Here is a 16,109-nt window from a genome sequence, read left to right as displayed (position 1 = left end):
TTTAAGCAGCTCGGCCAGGTGTTTCGGGGTCACCGCCGTTTCGTCGATCTCGAGGTTTTCTGTATTGAGATAATATGAGATGTCGCCCAGCATCCAGTTGCTCACCGCTTTGGAGTCGCCTTTGTAAAGCGCAACCGTCTCCTCAAAGAAATCCCCCATCGCCTTTGTTTCAGTTAACAAACTGGCGTCGTGCGCGGGCAGCCCGTAGTGCGTTATAAACCGCTGCTTGCGCTCATCGGGGAGTTCCTGCAACGTCGCGCGAATCCCTTCTATCCAGGTCGGGTCGAACTCCATGGGCACTAGGTCGGGGTCGGTGAAGTAGCGGTAGTCGTGCGCGTATTCCTTTGTCCTGAGTGTACTTGTCGTGCCCTTGGTCTCATCCCAGTGCCGGGTCTCCTGCACGATAGGCTCACCCTCGGCAATCGCCTTTTTCTGGCGCTCGATCTCGTATGCAAGCGCCCTCTGCAGCGACCGGAACGAGTTAAGGTTCTTTAGCTCAGCCTTAACGCCCAGCTCGGTCGCCCCTTTAGGCCTGATCGAGATGTTAGCGTCCACCCGCATCGAACCCTTGTCCATGTTGCAATCGGAGACGCCGATCGATATCAATATAGCGCGAAGCTTCTGAGCATACGCCTTGGCCTCCTCGGGCGTACGCATATCCGGTTCGGAGACGATCTCCATGAGTGGCACCCCCGCCCGGTTAAAGTCGACCAGGCTGTATTCAGCACCGGCGATTCTGCCCGCGCCGCCCACATGTATCAGCTTTCCGGTATCCTCTTCCAGGTGAATCCTGGTAATACCGAGCCTCGTTTCGTATGTTTCCATATCCAGGTCGACATACCCTCCCAGGCACAACGGCCTGTCGTACTGGGATATTTGATAATCTTTGGGCATATCGGGATAGAAGTAATTCTTCCGGTGGAATTGGCTGTAAAGAGAAATCTCGCAGCCAACGGCAAGCCCCGAGCGAATCACATACTCGATGGCCTTCTTATTTGCAACGGGTAAGGAACCGGGCATGCCCAGACAAACAGGACAGGTCTGGGTGTTCGGCCTCTCGCCAAAGCGCGTGCTGCACGCGCAGAACATCTTACTCTCCGTATCAAGTTCAACATGTATCTCTAAGCCAATTACACTTTCGTATTCCATTGCGCCTCCGCCTTTTATCAAGTCTTCCAACCCCACCGCCCCGGATAACCCTCCGGGCGCCTCAGCCGGATCATCATTCAAACCAAGGGGGATCAACCCCATTAGAGACCTTACGATCTCCCTCTCACGCGCCTCCCGCTCATCCATCAATCCCCCGCATACTCCTTAACCCACACACTGCCTACTGCTAACTAGAACCCACTTCCTAGACCTTCACTAATTCGTAATTCCTCTACAGAGAAGGGTGTTCGTTCCACCCGAAGCTCTGCTCGAAACTATAGGCGACCCGCAAGAGCATCTCTTCGCCCAGGGTCTTACCCATGATCTGAAGCCCAACGGGCAGCCCATCGACAGTACCGCACGGCACCGATATCCCGGGTAGCCCCGCCAGGTTGACAGGGATAGTGCAGATATCCGAAAGGTACATCTGAAGAGGGTTGTCGATACGCTCACCGATCTTAAATGCCGTTGTGGGAGATGTCGGCGAGACCAGCACGTCAAAATCCTCGAATGCTTTATTGAAATCGCGCGTGATGAGCGTGCGCACCTTCTGCGCCTGGCCGTAATACGCCTCGTAATAGCCAGCGCTCAATGCATACGTTCCGAGCATGATCCTTCGTTTTACCTCATCGCCGAAGCCCTCGGCCCGCGTGCGCAGATACATGTCCATCAAGTTCTCCGCATCCGGTGCACGGTACCCGTAGCGTACGCCGTCAAACCGCGCCAGGTTCGAACTCGCCTCAGCCGGAGCGATGATATAATACGCCGACAATGCGTACTCGATATTCGGGAGGGAAGTCTCGGCAACGATCGCGCCGTTTTTCGCCATCAGCTCGATCGCGTCTTCGATGACCTTCTTTACCTTAGGGTCGATTCCCTCGGCCATCAACTCGGCCGGAACGCCGATCCTTACCCCTTTTAAGTCATTCACCAGCGACTTTGTATAATCGGGTTTATCTATCTCGACCGATGTCGAATCCATCGGGTCGTGCCCTACGAGGTGGTTGAGAACGATCGCACAGTCGGTCACGTCCTTGGTAAACGGCCCTATCTGGTCAAGCGACGACGCAAACGCAATAAGTCCGTATCGCGAGACCAACCCATAGGTCGGCTTTAAGCCAACGATACCGCAGAGAGCCGCCGGTTGCCTGATCGAGCCGCCGGTATCCGACCCCAGTGAGAATATCGCCTCGTCGGCCGCAACCACAGCCGCCGAGCCCCCGCTTGAGCCGCCGGGCACCCTTTCAAGGTCCCACGGGTTGCGAGTGGTAAAAAACCCTGAGTTCTCGGTGGATGAGCCCATGGCGAACTCGTCCATATTGGTCTTGCCAGTCATGACGATGCCCTCATCCAAGAGGCCTTGTACCGCGGTCGACGTATACACCGGGACAAAGTTATCTAGGATCTTCGACCCGCACGTCGTGCGCGTTCCCTCCGTGCACATAACATCCTTGATCGCGGTAGGAATGCCGGTAAGCTGACCGATCGCTTCACCTGCCGCTATCCGCTCGTCGACTTTACGCGCCTGTTCCAGCGCATTATCCCTTGTGACGGTCAGGTATGATTTCACTTTATCTTCTACATCGTCTATGCGCGAAAACACGCTCTCCGTAAGCTCTTTCGCGCTTATCTCTTTCGCCGCAAGCTTCTCATACAGCTCGTGGATCGTCATTTGATAGAGTTCCATGCATCCTCCATAGTGGCTCGAAATAAATCCGGTAAGTTTGGGGTTCTAAACGATTCTTGGCACTGCAAACGCCTGGTCTTCTCTCTTCGGGGCGTTTGCCAGGGCTTCCTCGGGCGTCAAACACGCACCCACTTTATCCTCGCGCAAGACATTTTTCAATGGGATAGCGTGCGATGTCGGAGGAATCTCCGCTAAATCCAGGGAGGATATTTTGCCCGCATGCTCGAGAATCACGTCGAGCTGCTGGGTGAATTTCTCGACTTCGGCACCGGTCAAGCCCAACCTGGCCAACCACGCCACATGCTTTACTTCTTTTTCGCTGATAGCCATTACTATTGTGACCCCCTATTTAGAGACTAAAGATTAGAATAGTATATCACTACAACCGACAAAAAGTTATTAAGAGCATGTAACATAATCGGTGGTCCTAGAGAATCCGTGGTCTGGTAGAGGTAAGCGAGACCGACGGCGATGATAAAGATCGGAATGTACACGGTCGGGCTGATGTGATACAGCGCAAACAGCGCGCTTGTGATGATAATAGCAGCGGTAACACCCCACCGCTGTCGGAATGCGGGGTAAACAAAGCCCCTGAAAAACAACTCCTCGGCAACCGGTGCGATGATGGCGACGACAAGCACCGCCAATAGAAAACCACCGGTGCTCCTTCCGAATATCTCCGGCAACCGTCTGACCGCTTCCTCGGAGGGATTAATCCCAAGCCTCTGGGCGAAGAGAGTGTAGATGACGGTCGCGAGCTTAATAAGAAAGAACCAGACGACGACCATGCCGGTGCCGCGTAAAAAATTGAACGGGCGGAAACCCAGCGTCCGCAAATTCGCACCCCGCCTCAGCGCGAAAAACCCAATGAGCAGGAAGAGGATAATGTACCCTATGAAAAGTGCGAGTATCTGCCCGACTTTTGGCAGCTCGCGGGCTAATACTCCGCTAATAACCACGGTGCCAAGGGTCACCATTACAAGGAACAAGACCAGGGCAAGAATCGCGTCACCAATCGTCCAGGGGACCCTTTGGTCGTCCGGAGCCCGCTGTTCTTCTGGATATTCATCATCGACCAGTTTGTCATCCACTACTCTTAACCACTACTATCATCCACTGATTAATCCCTTGGGCTAACCTCTTGGGCTAATCTCTTGAATTCGTCCTCTGTTATGATTTTTACCCCCAGGGCCTTTGCCTTATCGTATTTGCTTCCGGGATTTTCCCCGGCCACCACGTAATCGGTCTTTTTGCTGACACTTGATGATGCCTTACCGCCCATCGATTTCACAAGCTCCTCAGCCTCACCCCGCGTAAAATGCGTCATTCCGCCGGTAAACACAAAGGTCAATCCGTTAAGATTCTGGGCGACACCCTTACCGGCCACCGTTTCCTGCTCCACTCTCACACCCGCGCTCTTGAGTTTTTCAAGAACGGCACGGTTTCTCTGCTCGTCAAAGAACTCGATTATGCTCTCGGCGATCCTGGGGCCGACCTCGGGTGTTCCAACCAGCTCGTCGAACGACGCACGTGAAAGCGCATCGACCGAGCCGAATGCTTCCGCCAGCACCTCCGCGACATGTGAGCCGACATGCCTGATGCCAAGCGCAAAAAGCACTCTCGCAAGCGGTCGTTCCTTTGAGCGCTCAACCGCAGCCTGCAGGTTGTCCGCCGCTTTATCTGCAAAATGCTCGATACCAAGTAACCGCTCTTTCGTCAGGTAATAGATATCGGCGACATCCTTGATCATATCCTTTTCCAGAAGCTGGCGTGCAACGGACTCGCCCAGCCCGTCGATATCCATCGCACCCCTGCTCGCAAAGTGTATAACATGCTCAAAAATAACCGCCGGACAGTTTATGTTGACGCACCGCGCAACCGCCTCACCCGCGGGCCGCACGACCTCGCCGCCGCAAACAGGGCATTCGTGCGGCATCTCAAACTCCCGCTCCGACCCGGTCCGCTTACTTACAATCGGCGCTACGATCTCGGGGATGACATCGCCGGCTTTCTGGATGATGACCGTGTCCCCGATGCGGATATCTTTGCGCTTTATCTCGTCCTCATTATGGAGCGTCGCCCTGCTTACCGTAGAGCCGGCGACAACCACCGGCTCGAGCACGGCCGTGGGCGTCAACGCCCCGGTTCGCCCGACGTTAAGCTCGATATCCAAAACAACTGTTGTTTTTTGCTCAGCGGGGAATTTATAGGCGATCGCCCACCGGGGCGCTTTACTTGTAGCGCCAAGCCTCCCTTGCTGGGCAAACGAGTTTACCTTGATAACGACCCCATCTATCTCAAACGGCAGTGAATGGCGCTTGTCCTGCCAATACTCGCAGAATTCATACGCCCCGCGCACCGACCCGACCTTCTTGATGTGCTTGTTTATCTTAAGACCGGCGGCCTCCATATACCGTAGCAGCCCCCACTGGTCGGTAAACGCCACGCCCTCGACGTACCCAAGCGCATATACGAACATATCGAGGTTCCTTCTGGCCGGAATCTTGGGATCTAGTTGCCTGAGCGAACCTGCCGCGGCATTCCTGGGATTGGCGAAAAGGGGAAGTCCCTGCTCCAGACGTTCATCGTTGATCTGCTTAAACTGATTTTTAGAGAGGAACGCCTCACCGCGCACCTCCAGCACATCCGGCGGCGCCTCCAAAAAAAGTCGCAAGGGGAGTGACTGGATGGTCTTAACGTTGGCGGTTATATCCTCACCGACCTCACCATCGCCTCTGGTGGCGGCATTTACATACATCCCGTGCTCATAAGTCAGCGACACCGCGACACCATCAATCTTAAGCTCGCAGACCAGCTCGATTTGGTCGGTCCCGAGTTCCCCGCTTATCCTATTAAAAAATGCGGCCAGCTCCTCAAACGAGAACGCGTTTGCGAGACTCATCATCCTGGCCCTGTGCCGCACCGGTTTAAACGCCTCCGATAACTCGCCACCTACCCGCTGCGTCGGCGAATCGGGCGTGACAAGTTGCGGGTGCTCGGCCTCGATAGCGACAAGCTCCCGCATCAACTCATCGTACTCGGCATCCGATACCTCGGGCGCATCCAGCACATAATAGCGATGGTCGTGGTAATATATTAAACTTCTCAGTTCCTCGGCGCGATTGTTCGCCTCTTGCAGCGTGCTTATGGGACTCCCTCCGAAATTGTGATGATATAATTCTAACCCATTCTCGCAGTAAACATTAAGCATTAAGCAAAGCAATAGTAATAAAGCGATTATACTGCAACGGGCACATAAAAAGAGGCGGAGAAAAGCCCACCTCTTCATTTAGCCTATTACGATTATCGATTCACGCCGCTCATTCAAAAAGCTGCGGCACGGTAACTATCTCGTAACCGCGCTCTTTAATCCGTTTAAGCAAGTCGGGGAGTATCGTCGCAGTTTGGCTGCTTCCGCAATGCATTAGCACGATCGCACCGTTATCCAGCCCAGAAAGCACCCTATTTTTCACCTGGTCGGCCGTCATAGTCGACTTCCAATCAAGCGAGTCTATCGTCCAGTAAATAGAGCGATAGCCTGAATTCATGGCAACCCTCAACACCCTGGAGTCACGCGCACCGTAGGGAGTCCTGAAAAGCGGCTTAGTACTCGCGCCGGTCGTTTTTTGAATAATGCCTTCAGTTTTGCTCAGCTCATAAGCGACACCATTATTCGAGGTCTTGGTCAAATCCGCATGCGAGTACGTATGGTTACCTATCGGATAGCCATCATCCGCTATCTTCTTGGCAAGGTCTTTGTTCTCCTCAACCCACTTACCCGTCAAGAAGAACGTCGCTTTAACATTGGCATCCTCCAGAGCCTTGATGATCTCGCGCGTCGGTTCGCTTGCCGACCCCGCATCGAATGTCAACGCCACTTTCTTCGCATCCCTGGGTCCTCGAGAGATCTCTTGCGCGGATAGCTTTATCGGCGACGCCTTGTTTTCCTTCGACTGCTTCTCATCTTGCTTTTGCGTGGCCGCAGGTTCCATCAGCGCTTCTTTTGTCGGGATTTTAAGCGCCATACCTATCTGGAGGCTATTGTCGTCCCCTGAAAAGTCGTTAACATCTTTGATCTTCTCTACTGTGGTTTTGTGCTTGGCCGCGATACTGTAGAAGGTATCGCCGGACTTAACGGTATAAGCGAGATAATTCGGTTCTGTGGTCGTCGTAACTCCAAGAACCCTGCTGGGTGAGGATGTAACCTCTACGGGCCTCTTCGCCACCTTTTCCTGAACATCAGAGCGACTACCAAGTCGATGCGCGAGGCTGCACCCTCCATATGCTGTGGTTATCGTAAGAAGAAGCGCTGCCGCTAAGGCAACTCCAATCCGTTTGTAATTCCACTTCGTTCTCTGCCGTCTTTGGGGTTTGCGCGTTTCAGGAGTCCTTATTTCATCCATGGGGCTCACCTCCTAATAGTAACTACTGCAAAAATGCTTCAACCGATATCGTCTTACCCCAGAAAGCTCAAGCCAAGCCTTAGGTTAAGGCTTGCATGCTTACCTTCTCACCATTATAATTCTTACCTGCTGGTTTAAGCCAGCATAAACCAGCACGAGTGTAAAGTACTTTTGAAAAGGGAACCCGTCATAGTAGTCGGTAGTTAAGCAGGCATAAACTCAAACTTACCCCAGCCGCCAAGCGCATCATCGACGATAATAATCGCGCCTTCGACCCCCTGTACGTCTTGAGCAAACTCAATTGCCTGCTTAATGTCGTTTTTCGAGTGGATAAGATTGCCGACTTTTGTGGCAGTGGCGTCGGCCAACGAGGTATTCTTCGAGAGGATAACAACCGCATCGGACTGTCCGAAGCTCACCGAATGACCGACCTTGCCGGACGATGTACAAATGCCAAGGGGGGTGTCTTCGGGCATCAATTGTACCGCAAGTTTATTGCTTAAGGGCGATGTTCCGGCGAATATGCCGATCTTTCGCTCCATACCTGTTTTGATAAATATGTCCCCGCCGTTCTCAACGATCACTTCATCCGAATACGCGAGAAGCCCCAACCCGACGTATTCCGCAATCGCACCGGCAACCGCGGCCATAGGGCCGACTTCCGCTAGTTTCGCCGCACCGGCCATCGACTTTACGATATCGGGAGCATCCTTGGGAACCTCTACCGGCACAAACGTTTTCAGGAATATGGGGTATTTGGCGATAAAGTCCTCGATTTGTCCACGGTACAAACGCACAAGTTCGTACGCGACAGCTGTCAAATCATTGTTCGCACAAATAAAAAGGTCGGTTTCGTTGACTCTTACCTCAAACGTGAAGAGATCCTTAGCCAGGACTTCATTACGGTAAAAACGGGGTTCGTACACAAAAACACCTCAAACATAAGAACTACTAAACCGTAGGCTATCACAGTAAAGCAAAATAAAAAAGCCGGCCTTCGCCGACTTTTTTATCTTCCGCAGCTTATTATTGAGAAGCTGCACCTGTCACGGTCTTCGTGCTCGCTACCGGCTTGGTCGCGGTAGCTTTTTGCATCGAGGCTTGCGTTATCGCCTTAGCCTCGCCAACCAAAGACTTCACCGTGCCGCTATATTTGGAAGCCTCGGCGCCCGCCTTTTGCGCATACGTCACGCCCTTATCGATATCCTGCTTGGTCTTATCGACCCTGCCCTGGATAACCTCGACATCTTTGCGGGTGGTGGCATATGCGGTGGTAGCAAAATCAACTGCTTTAGTTATCTTCCCATACGCTGCATCCATGCCTTGCTTTTCTTCTTGAAACTGAGCCGAAACTTGTGGAAACTGACTGAGCATTACGATTAAGATCAGCCCATAAAACAGCTTTCGCATCAAAACTCCTTCTTTGAAGCTTACGCTTCAGTAAAACCTTCACTCAGTCGCTGGCCGCTACATAGTTTCGCCTGCTGCCAAAAAACGAATAGTAATCCGTGTAAACCTTATAACCGTACACCTCCTGAAACCATTTTCTGGCAGAAAACCATAAAAAAAATAGTTATTGAACGCTATTTAATTGTCATTGTTCCATGCTTTTAATGTTTTGTGATGCTGTGGTGAATTGAGTAGAAAAAGGGTGTATTTGTTGCGTAGATTCTATAATCTTTATGGTAATTTCTTACAATATGTAGTATCGGCCGCAGCACGGCAAACTTTACCTAGAAGTTTCTTCGTGCGACCATTATGCAGGAGTTATGGATTTCCTTCACGCCGCTGTGTTTGCAGAAAGTAATCGCTTCCTCGCTTTCGGCGCCGGGTTGCATCCATATAATATCGATGTCCTGCTCTTGTGCTTCCTTCACGATATTCTCGGTGACCTGCGGCGGTGTTACGATATCGACGACATCCGGCTTCTCGGGAAGGCTGCTTAGGGTGGGATACGCCTTATCCCCTTGAACCGCCTGCTCCCGGACATTGACCGGATACACCTTATATCCGGCATCTTTGAGGTCTTTATATATCTTATATCCATATTTATCCGGGTTGTTGGATGCGCCGACAACCGCAATCACATTACCCTTCTTAATCGCCTGCCGTATCAATTCTTCTTCTATGGTTATCACCTCTTAACGATTTCCGCCGACGCCCGCCAATTCCTGGTTGACGCCGATCAACGCGCTATGTGCTTCCTTGAGCTGTCTATGGGATTCTTTTACCGAGCGCATTCCGTCTTTGTAAAGCAAGTTCGCATCCCCTAGACTTTGAATATCATCAAACTGGCTCTTTGCCGCCTCGTTTCTCTCTTTGGCTAACGCCAGGCTTTTTACTAGATCGGCGTGATATCTTTCAAGATTGGCGGTATCTTTACCCTGCGCCTTTAATTCATTTATGCGCTTACCTATTTTTGCTGAAGCCTGCTCGCCGCGCGTGATTATGGCGGATATTTTCATAGTTAAGACTTTACCCGCAATCCTCTTAGATATGCCTCGCGATTGACGCCATCGCTCGCGTATCATCCGCGCGGTTGAGCGAAGTTCGGTCATGTTTTTCGTGTTCTCGATATCGGGTCGGATTGCGTTGAGCCAGTCAATATCGGCGTCTATTTCTTTCAGGGCTTTTGCGCGGTTTTCCTCAGTAATGCCCTGGACCATTTGAACCCTGTTCTTTATTGTCTCAAGATAGCGAATCGCTGCGCTATCCGCCTGCAGCACGAACTGTTTGGCTTTGTCGAGTAGTTGCGGCTTATATGTCTCTTTAGCCTGTTTTAGCTCTTGCTTTACTAGGGAGTAGTTTTCTCGTGCGTTGTTATACCTTGAGACGGCATCCTGAAACCCTTGTTCCGTCTGCCGGTATACCCCCACGGCCTGCTGCTGTCGGGTTCCGACAGCCAGTACCGGTTGAGCCAGGCCAATAACAAGAACGATGATTATCAGAAAAACCTCATGTGATCTGTTCATGTTCTCTTCTTTCGAATCTTACGCTATAGACTTAAAGTAATTAAAACCCATCAAGCTCACGATCGATTATGCTAGCTGCCGAGTCCAGACCAAAATCGCCGAAGTCATCTATGTCCTTCGAGAGGCTATCCAGGTCGTTTTCGAGATCAAGTGTTTCTTTTTCTACGCTTTTTGCGCGGTCCATCGCAGCCGGCTCCTTTATAGTCGTGCTGCTCGCATCGGCTACATTAAGATGATCCCTTCCGCCCTGTTCTTCTTGGCAGCCAGATAAGATGATAATGGTTAGCACGACAACAAGGGCAATGGCAAAACGCCTGAGCATGATTACCTCCACAAAAGGTACCGATAATGATTATTCCTGGTATATTACCAGGTATTTTGCTAGTTCTAAAGCTAAGCTTGAGCCTAATAGCCTGCACAATAAGCACAGCCTAAGCAAATAATCGCACAACCACAAACCGCTGGCAAACCTTTTTTAGAATTTAGTAGTATCGGATTGCGCCGTAGATATGGTAGGCGATCAGGCACATATACAGCAGAATGAAGAAGATGCTGACCTCGAGGACAACGCGGTATTTTCTGAACACCCAGACAATCGCCGTAATGGTGACCGCAAGGCTTACTTTAAAGATTACCGCCGCGGCCGGCCCCACGCTAAAGAGCTTATCCATAATCGGGTTTCCTTCAATGAACCCCGCAGAAAGAGCCTTGACGGTAAAAAGGTAATCGGCTAGGTTGAGCAGGTTAAATACAATAAGAAGCAGAACTAGTGCGTAGTAGCTGTTTCTCAAATGCGCCGCGCCGCGCCTAAATATCCAATGGTAAAGGCTTCTTGTGTTGAGGTGGTTCTGCCTTCTGTCAAAACCTTCCCGCCGTTCCCATAGCTTCAGGCTGATACCGTTCCTGCGCCTATCGGTCTTACGGCGTTCGATGCCGTAGCTTGCGCATTCATGGCAGGGTTCTCGGCACTCCGCGTTATGTTTTTTGCCTTCGTAGCATACGTAATGTTCCAAAATAGCTCCACTATAATGGGGATCTAGCCCATCGGAAAAATAAGAACGTCTTAAAAGAATTATCGGGGTAAAAAGTAGTTTAGTAAACGCTAGTTACAATCTTAGTTTATTGACATCAAGCGCTGTGCTGAATTGGCATGTTATCGGGTCGCAATTTACAACAGCGCCTGCTTGATGACAGATAATATCGTTCGCCGAACCTTCTAGCTCGAGGCCAAATCTTGCATGTATCAGAGACACTACGAGTTCCATGATCGTCCACACCACATTCTTGCAGCATTTACAGTTCGTCGAGTTATCGGCAAGGTATTCGATCGCCTCCGCCACAACTTTCATGGTTATGTCGTCCTGCAGGTCGGTTCTGTTAGGCATTGCTTTAAAGACGGCATGAAACGCAATACCAACGGCGGCGCCCATCCCGCATACACCGGTCTGCAGCGTGGCCCGTGTCGACGCCCTGTCTTTGGCGGTCTCAAGAGCGCCTAAGATATCCTCATCGGTCAGCTTTGTCGAGCCCTCGTTCTTTATGGCCGTCAGAAGCGCAGCAGCAAATATCCAGGCATGCTCGCACGAGCGATCGGGGATTTGCGGAAAGTCCATCATCATCATGGCTATCTCGAAGGGGTTTTTGGATGTGGTCGCCTTAACAATTCCAGCGATAAACTGAGTGATCGGTATCTGGTAGCATGCCGGGCACACGTAGTGTCCTTCCGGGCACCAGAGATTTGATTTATGCTGCTCACCGCAATAGTAGCAGGAGAGGTCCACCCCGGTATCTAAAAACTCAAGAAGCGACCCGCATAAGAAGCAATTCCGTATATAACCGGATACTATGGGACTATCCGGCGTGCCGGACAGCTCTAATTGATCATTCGACCAGTTTGGTTGATGCCCACCGACATCAAAGTCAAGGCATCAGCCGCTCGGCAATAGTGCACCAGGCTTTTTCTCTTCAATCACGACTAGTTGTCATCGCCTTTAACAACGTCCTCATTGACGATTTTCCACGTATTTTTAAACTTTTTGAGCTTCCACTCGTACGTGTTCTTTGCAAACGAACTGTAATTTTCATGCTGAGCGTCATATTTAATATAATATTCGAGATCGGCCACTATGTTGGCCTCATCACCGCTAAACCTCGTCTTTTTGAGCTTGACGCTGGCTAGCCTGAATTCAAGAAGTTGCAGCGGCGTACTTGTACTAAGCGCTTTCGCATCGGTGGCCTTGTCCGCCGCGATTAAACCATCGATCAAGCGCTGCTGCTCGGCCAGCTCTCCGGAGTCCGCATCGTAAAACTGCATCAACTTCTGTTTGAATTCGCGGACGTGCTCTTGGTTTATAGAGAGACGGGCGAAGTTCTTGATAGTCCAACCATTGACAGCCGTATCGGCAGCCTTAAGCTGGTCTGCATTTAACGCCGGGCTGCGTGAAGCGAGTACTCGTTGTATGCCAACTACCGCAATAACCGCAATAATTATTACCCCGATAATAACTAATGACTTTTTGCTTAAGTTAAAGCGCACGGTTACCTCCATTCGATTCTTACAAGCATTCAATATCCCAGTTACTTGTTACTTCGTGAAAGCATGCCGGGATTAAAACTTCCAACCTCTTGTCACAATTCTATCTAAAGCAGCACTTTATAGCAACTTTATTATATGCTGGAAACCCAGCGGTGGTCCTTACTCGATCACCAAAAAGTTGCAGCGAATAGAACCAATTAAAGCATTAAAAAAGGTCGTTGCATATATGCAACGACCTTTTTTAATAGAACATAGAATAGGACATAGCGCGCATAGAGTCACACAACATCAAGCGTATCGGTCACATTAGTACCGCTCGGCTACAACCCTCGCGGGTTTTACACCTGCGGCCTATCAACCAGGTAGTCTACCTGGGACCTTCGTCGGTTTTTAAGCCGACGGGAAACCTCATCTTGGGGTGGGCTTCGCACTTAGATGCTTTCAGCGCTTATCCCTTCCGGACGATAGCTACCCAGCAGTGCCCCTGGCTGGGACAACTGGTACACCAGCGGTCCGTCCACCCTGTTCCTTTCGTACTTAGGGCAGCTCCCCTCAAGTTTCCAACGCTCACGGCAGATAGTTGATCCGACCTATCTTACAATGGTCTAATTCCAGCTCACATACCGCTTTAATGGACGGCTAGTCCAACCCTTGGGAGCCTCTACACCCCCAGGATGCGATGAGCCGACTACGAGGTGCCAAGCCACTCCGTCGATGTGAACTTTCGGGAGTGATTGGCCCTATTTCCCCGGAGAACTTTTATCCCATGTAACGGTGACCCGCCCACGTGGTATCACCGCGTCATTAGGCCCGGCTTTCGCCCCTGCGCGGCCTGTCGGCCTAAGCAGTCAGGCACCCATTCGCCCTTATGCTTACCGCACGGTTTCCGACCGTGCGTAAGGGTACCTTTGGAGCCCTCCGTTACTTTTTAGGAGGGGGCCGAAACAGCCAAACTGTCCGCCTGACCCTGTCCCCCCACCGGATTCACGGTGGCAGGTTAGAGCCTCTGTCCCAATCGGGTTTTCACCCTTAGGGCCAAGAGAGCCCAGGAGCAAGCTACAGTCAAGCTTCCGGGGGTTTACATCCCGCCGCGAGAAACCGGTCTATTCGCCGATTTAGCCAATTTCGCCGAGTCCCTCGTTGAGACAGCGCTCGAGTCGTTATGCCTTTCGACATGACGGAAATTATCCGCCGGGAATTCCGCTACCTTCGGGCCGTCATTCCCTTACGGCCTCCGTTTACCGGGGTTTCGATTCAGAGCCCTCAGTTGAAATCATTGGGGAACAAACCCCCAACAATCCTACCCTACGACCCCTCTTCTTAGGATCCGGCACTGGGAAGGCGTCAGCCCCAATACATCCTCTTACGAGTTAGCAGAGACCTGTGTTTTTAATAAACAGTCGCTCGAGCCAATTCAACTGCGTCTCCCTCCGGGTTGCCCCGGGGAGAGATCCCCTTATCCCGAAGTTACGGGGTCAGTTTGCCGAGTTCCTTAACGAGGGTTGTCTCGCTCGCCTTAAGGGTTTACCCCTTAGCCTGCCTGTGTCGGTCTGCAGTACGGACACCGATCCAAATTGCGGGTTTTTTTAAGCGGTTCGGCCTTGCCGGGTGGGCTTCCACTCGCCCCCCGACGCGGCTTACCCGCGTCGCCCGCTTTGACTTGTTAGTCGGATCGGTGGCGCCGGATTATTAACCGGCTTATCCATCGACTACGCCCTTCGGCCTCGCCTTAGGTCCGGCTAACTCCCAGTTGATGAACAGAGCTGGGAAAACCTGAGGCTTTCGGCGGATGGGATTCTCACCCATCTTAGTTAGCTACTCATGCCGGCATTCTCTCTTCTGTGGAATCCACCATCCCTCACAGGATGACTTCAACTCCCACAGAATGCTCCCCTACCGTTCTAGGCAAGACAGCCAAGGCCAAAGCCCTGACACCCTTATACCTAGAACTCACGGCTTCGGTGATAGACTTAAGCCCCGTATATTTTCGGTGCAGGATCGCTCCGCCAGTGAGCTTACACGCACGACACTCTTTCAGGGATGGCTGCTCCTGAGCCAACCCCCTGGCCGTCTTCGCAATCCCACTTCCTTAAGAACACTGAGTCTATACTTGGGGACCTTAGCCGATGATCTGGGTTGTTTCCCTCTCGGCTGCGGACCTTACGCCCGCGGCCTCACTCCCGAGAAACGATCAACGGTATTCGTAGTTCGACTTGGGCTCCGACCCACAAAGTTAAGGGGCCGTCGTACCAAATCGGCGCTCTACCCCCGTTGGTCTTTATCTCGAGGCTGCACCTAAATGCATTTCGGGGAGAACCAGCTATCTCCGAGCTCGATGTAGTTTTTCTCTCCTATCCACGGATCCTCCCACGGCTCTCTCAGTCGACGGGTTCGGACCTTCACTCAGCCGCACAGACGGCCGGGCTTCGTCCTGTCCATGGATAGCTCGCTCGGTTTCGGGTTTACGACAAGCGACGATAAACGCCTTATTCAGACTCGCTTTCGCTGCGGCTCCGCCTCTTCGGCTTAACCCGCCACTTACCGTAACTCGCCGGCTCTTATACAATAAGCACGCCGTGACTTGCTACAGTTCTGTCACGAACACTGCAACAAGCTCCGACTGCTTGTGGGCGTATGGTTTCAGGAAAGTCTATTTCACTCCCCTCCCGGGGTTCTTTTCACCTTTCCCTCACGGTACTAGTTCACTATCGGTCGCTGGAGTATTTAGCCTTGGAAGGTGGTCCTCCCAGGTTCACACAGGTCAACCATTCCCCGTGTTACTCGGGTGGCCGCCGGAAGTCCCTCGCGTTTCGCCTACAGGGCTTTCACCTTCTATGGCGGAAGTTTCCACTTCCTTCGACTACGCGGGAGATTTGTAACTTCCTGAAAGATCCGCAGAATCTTTCAGGCGGCTCCCACGACCCCCGGGCGGACAACGCCTGCGGGCTTTTACATCCGCCGGGTTTAGGCTGTTCCCTTTTCGCTCGCCACTACTAGGGGAATCGCAATTGGCTTTCTCCTCCTCCAGGTACTGAGATGGTTCAGTTCCCTGGGTTCCCTTCCCCGCCCTATATATTCAGGCGGGGATGACCGGCTTTAGTACGCCTGGCTTTTAGGCCAGGCAGATAATCAGCCGGCCGGGTTTCCCCATTCGGAAGTCTTCGGATCAATGGTTGCCGCACCTCCCCGAAGCGTATCGCGTCACGGCTGCGCCCTTCATCGGCTCCTAGCGCCAAGGCATCCACCATATGCCCGTAAATCACTTGATATTCGCTCGTCTATGCACGCTATATTGTTATTAAGGATCATAATCAAGGCTTTGATCCGTGGCACCAGCCAGGTCTTAATCCCCTGGACCCTGG

The 16,109-nt window shown here is 51.9% G+C and carries 14 protein-coding genes and 1 rRNA gene; all 15 read right to left on the bottom strand.

The window, feature by feature from the left end; genetic code table 11:
- A partial coding sequence (gatB, locus tag ACYC56_RS05875) for an Asp-tRNA(Asn)/Glu-tRNA(Gln) amidotransferase subunit GatB (protein ID WP_461373248.1) occupies positions 1-1,296 on the bottom strand: 1,296 nt, incomplete at its 3' end.
- Between the two features lie 85 nt (positions 1,297-1,381).
- Complete coding sequence (gatA, locus tag ACYC56_RS05870) at positions 1,382-2,836, bottom strand: Asp-tRNA(Asn)/Glu-tRNA(Gln) amidotransferase subunit GatA (RefSeq protein WP_461373247.1); 1,455 nt, start codon at positions 2,834-2,836, stop codon at positions 1,382-1,384.
- Positions 2,837-2,881: 45 nt separating this feature from the next.
- Positions 2,882-3,166, bottom strand: coding sequence for an Asp-tRNA(Asn)/Glu-tRNA(Gln) amidotransferase subunit GatC (gene gatC, locus ACYC56_RS05865; RefSeq protein WP_461373246.1), 285 nt, complete (start codon positions 3,164-3,166; stop codon positions 2,882-2,884).
- A gap of 26 nt (positions 3,167-3,192) precedes the next feature.
- Positions 3,193-3,927 carry a lysostaphin resistance A-like protein gene (locus ACYC56_RS05860; protein ID WP_461373245.1) on the bottom strand — a complete coding sequence of 245 codons (735 nt, stop codon included), beginning with the start codon at positions 3,925-3,927 and terminating at the stop codon, positions 3,193-3,195.
- A 29-nt stretch (positions 3,928-3,956) separates the two neighbouring features.
- A complete protein-coding gene (gene ligA, locus ACYC56_RS05855; protein ID WP_461373244.1) occupies positions 3,957-6,047 on the bottom strand; it encodes an NAD-dependent DNA ligase LigA in 2,091 nt (696 codons plus the stop codon).
- A gap of 109 nt (positions 6,048-6,156) precedes the next feature.
- Positions 6,157-7,239 carry a polysaccharide deacetylase family protein gene (locus ACYC56_RS05850; RefSeq protein WP_461373243.1) on the bottom strand — a complete coding sequence of 361 codons (1,083 nt, stop codon included), beginning with the start codon at positions 7,237-7,239 and terminating at the stop codon, positions 6,157-6,159.
- A gap of 203 nt (positions 7,240-7,442) precedes the next feature.
- Complete coding sequence (locus ACYC56_RS05845) at positions 7,443-8,165, bottom strand: UPF0280 family protein (protein WP_461373242.1); 723 nt, start codon at positions 8,163-8,165, stop codon at positions 7,443-7,445.
- A gap of 100 nt (positions 8,166-8,265) precedes the next feature.
- Entirely contained in the window at positions 8,266-8,649 is a 384-nt protein-coding gene (locus ACYC56_RS05840; protein ID WP_461373241.1) for a hypothetical protein, read from the bottom strand.
- 323 nt (positions 8,650-8,972) lie between these two features.
- On the bottom strand, positions 8,973-9,377 hold the full coding sequence (locus ACYC56_RS05835) for a CoA-binding protein (protein WP_461373240.1): 405 nt from the start codon (positions 9,375-9,377) through the stop codon (positions 8,973-8,975).
- 3 nt (positions 9,378-9,380) lie between these two features.
- A complete protein-coding gene (locus ACYC56_RS05830; RefSeq protein WP_461373239.1) occupies positions 9,381-10,211 on the bottom strand; it encodes a hypothetical protein in 831 nt (276 codons plus the stop codon).
- A 40-nt stretch (positions 10,212-10,251) separates the two neighbouring features.
- Positions 10,252-10,533, bottom strand: coding sequence for a hypothetical protein (locus tag ACYC56_RS05825; protein ID WP_461373238.1), 282 nt, complete (start codon positions 10,531-10,533; stop codon positions 10,252-10,254).
- Between the two features lie 160 nt (positions 10,534-10,693).
- Entirely contained in the window at positions 10,694-11,224 is a 531-nt protein-coding gene (locus ACYC56_RS05820) for a DUF5658 family protein (protein ID WP_461373237.1), read from the bottom strand.
- Positions 11,225-11,317: 93 nt separating this feature from the next.
- On the bottom strand, positions 11,318-11,992 hold the full coding sequence (locus ACYC56_RS05815) for a DUF5714 domain-containing protein (protein ID WP_461373236.1): 675 nt from the start codon (positions 11,990-11,992) through the stop codon (positions 11,318-11,320).
- Between the two features lie 194 nt (positions 11,993-12,186).
- On the bottom strand, positions 12,187-12,747 hold the full coding sequence (locus ACYC56_RS05810) for a hypothetical protein (protein ID WP_461373235.1): 561 nt from the start codon (positions 12,745-12,747) through the stop codon (positions 12,187-12,189).
- Positions 12,748-13,031: 284 nt separating this feature from the next.
- A 23S ribosomal RNA gene (locus tag ACYC56_RS05805) occupies positions 13,032-16,016 on the bottom strand.
- Positions 16,017-16,109 lie beyond the last annotated feature (93 nt).

The organism is Candidatus Aquicultor sp. (assembly GCF_054640775.1).
Note: the sequence above shows the minus strand (reverse complement) of the source record. Positions and strands in the feature narration are given on the sequence as shown.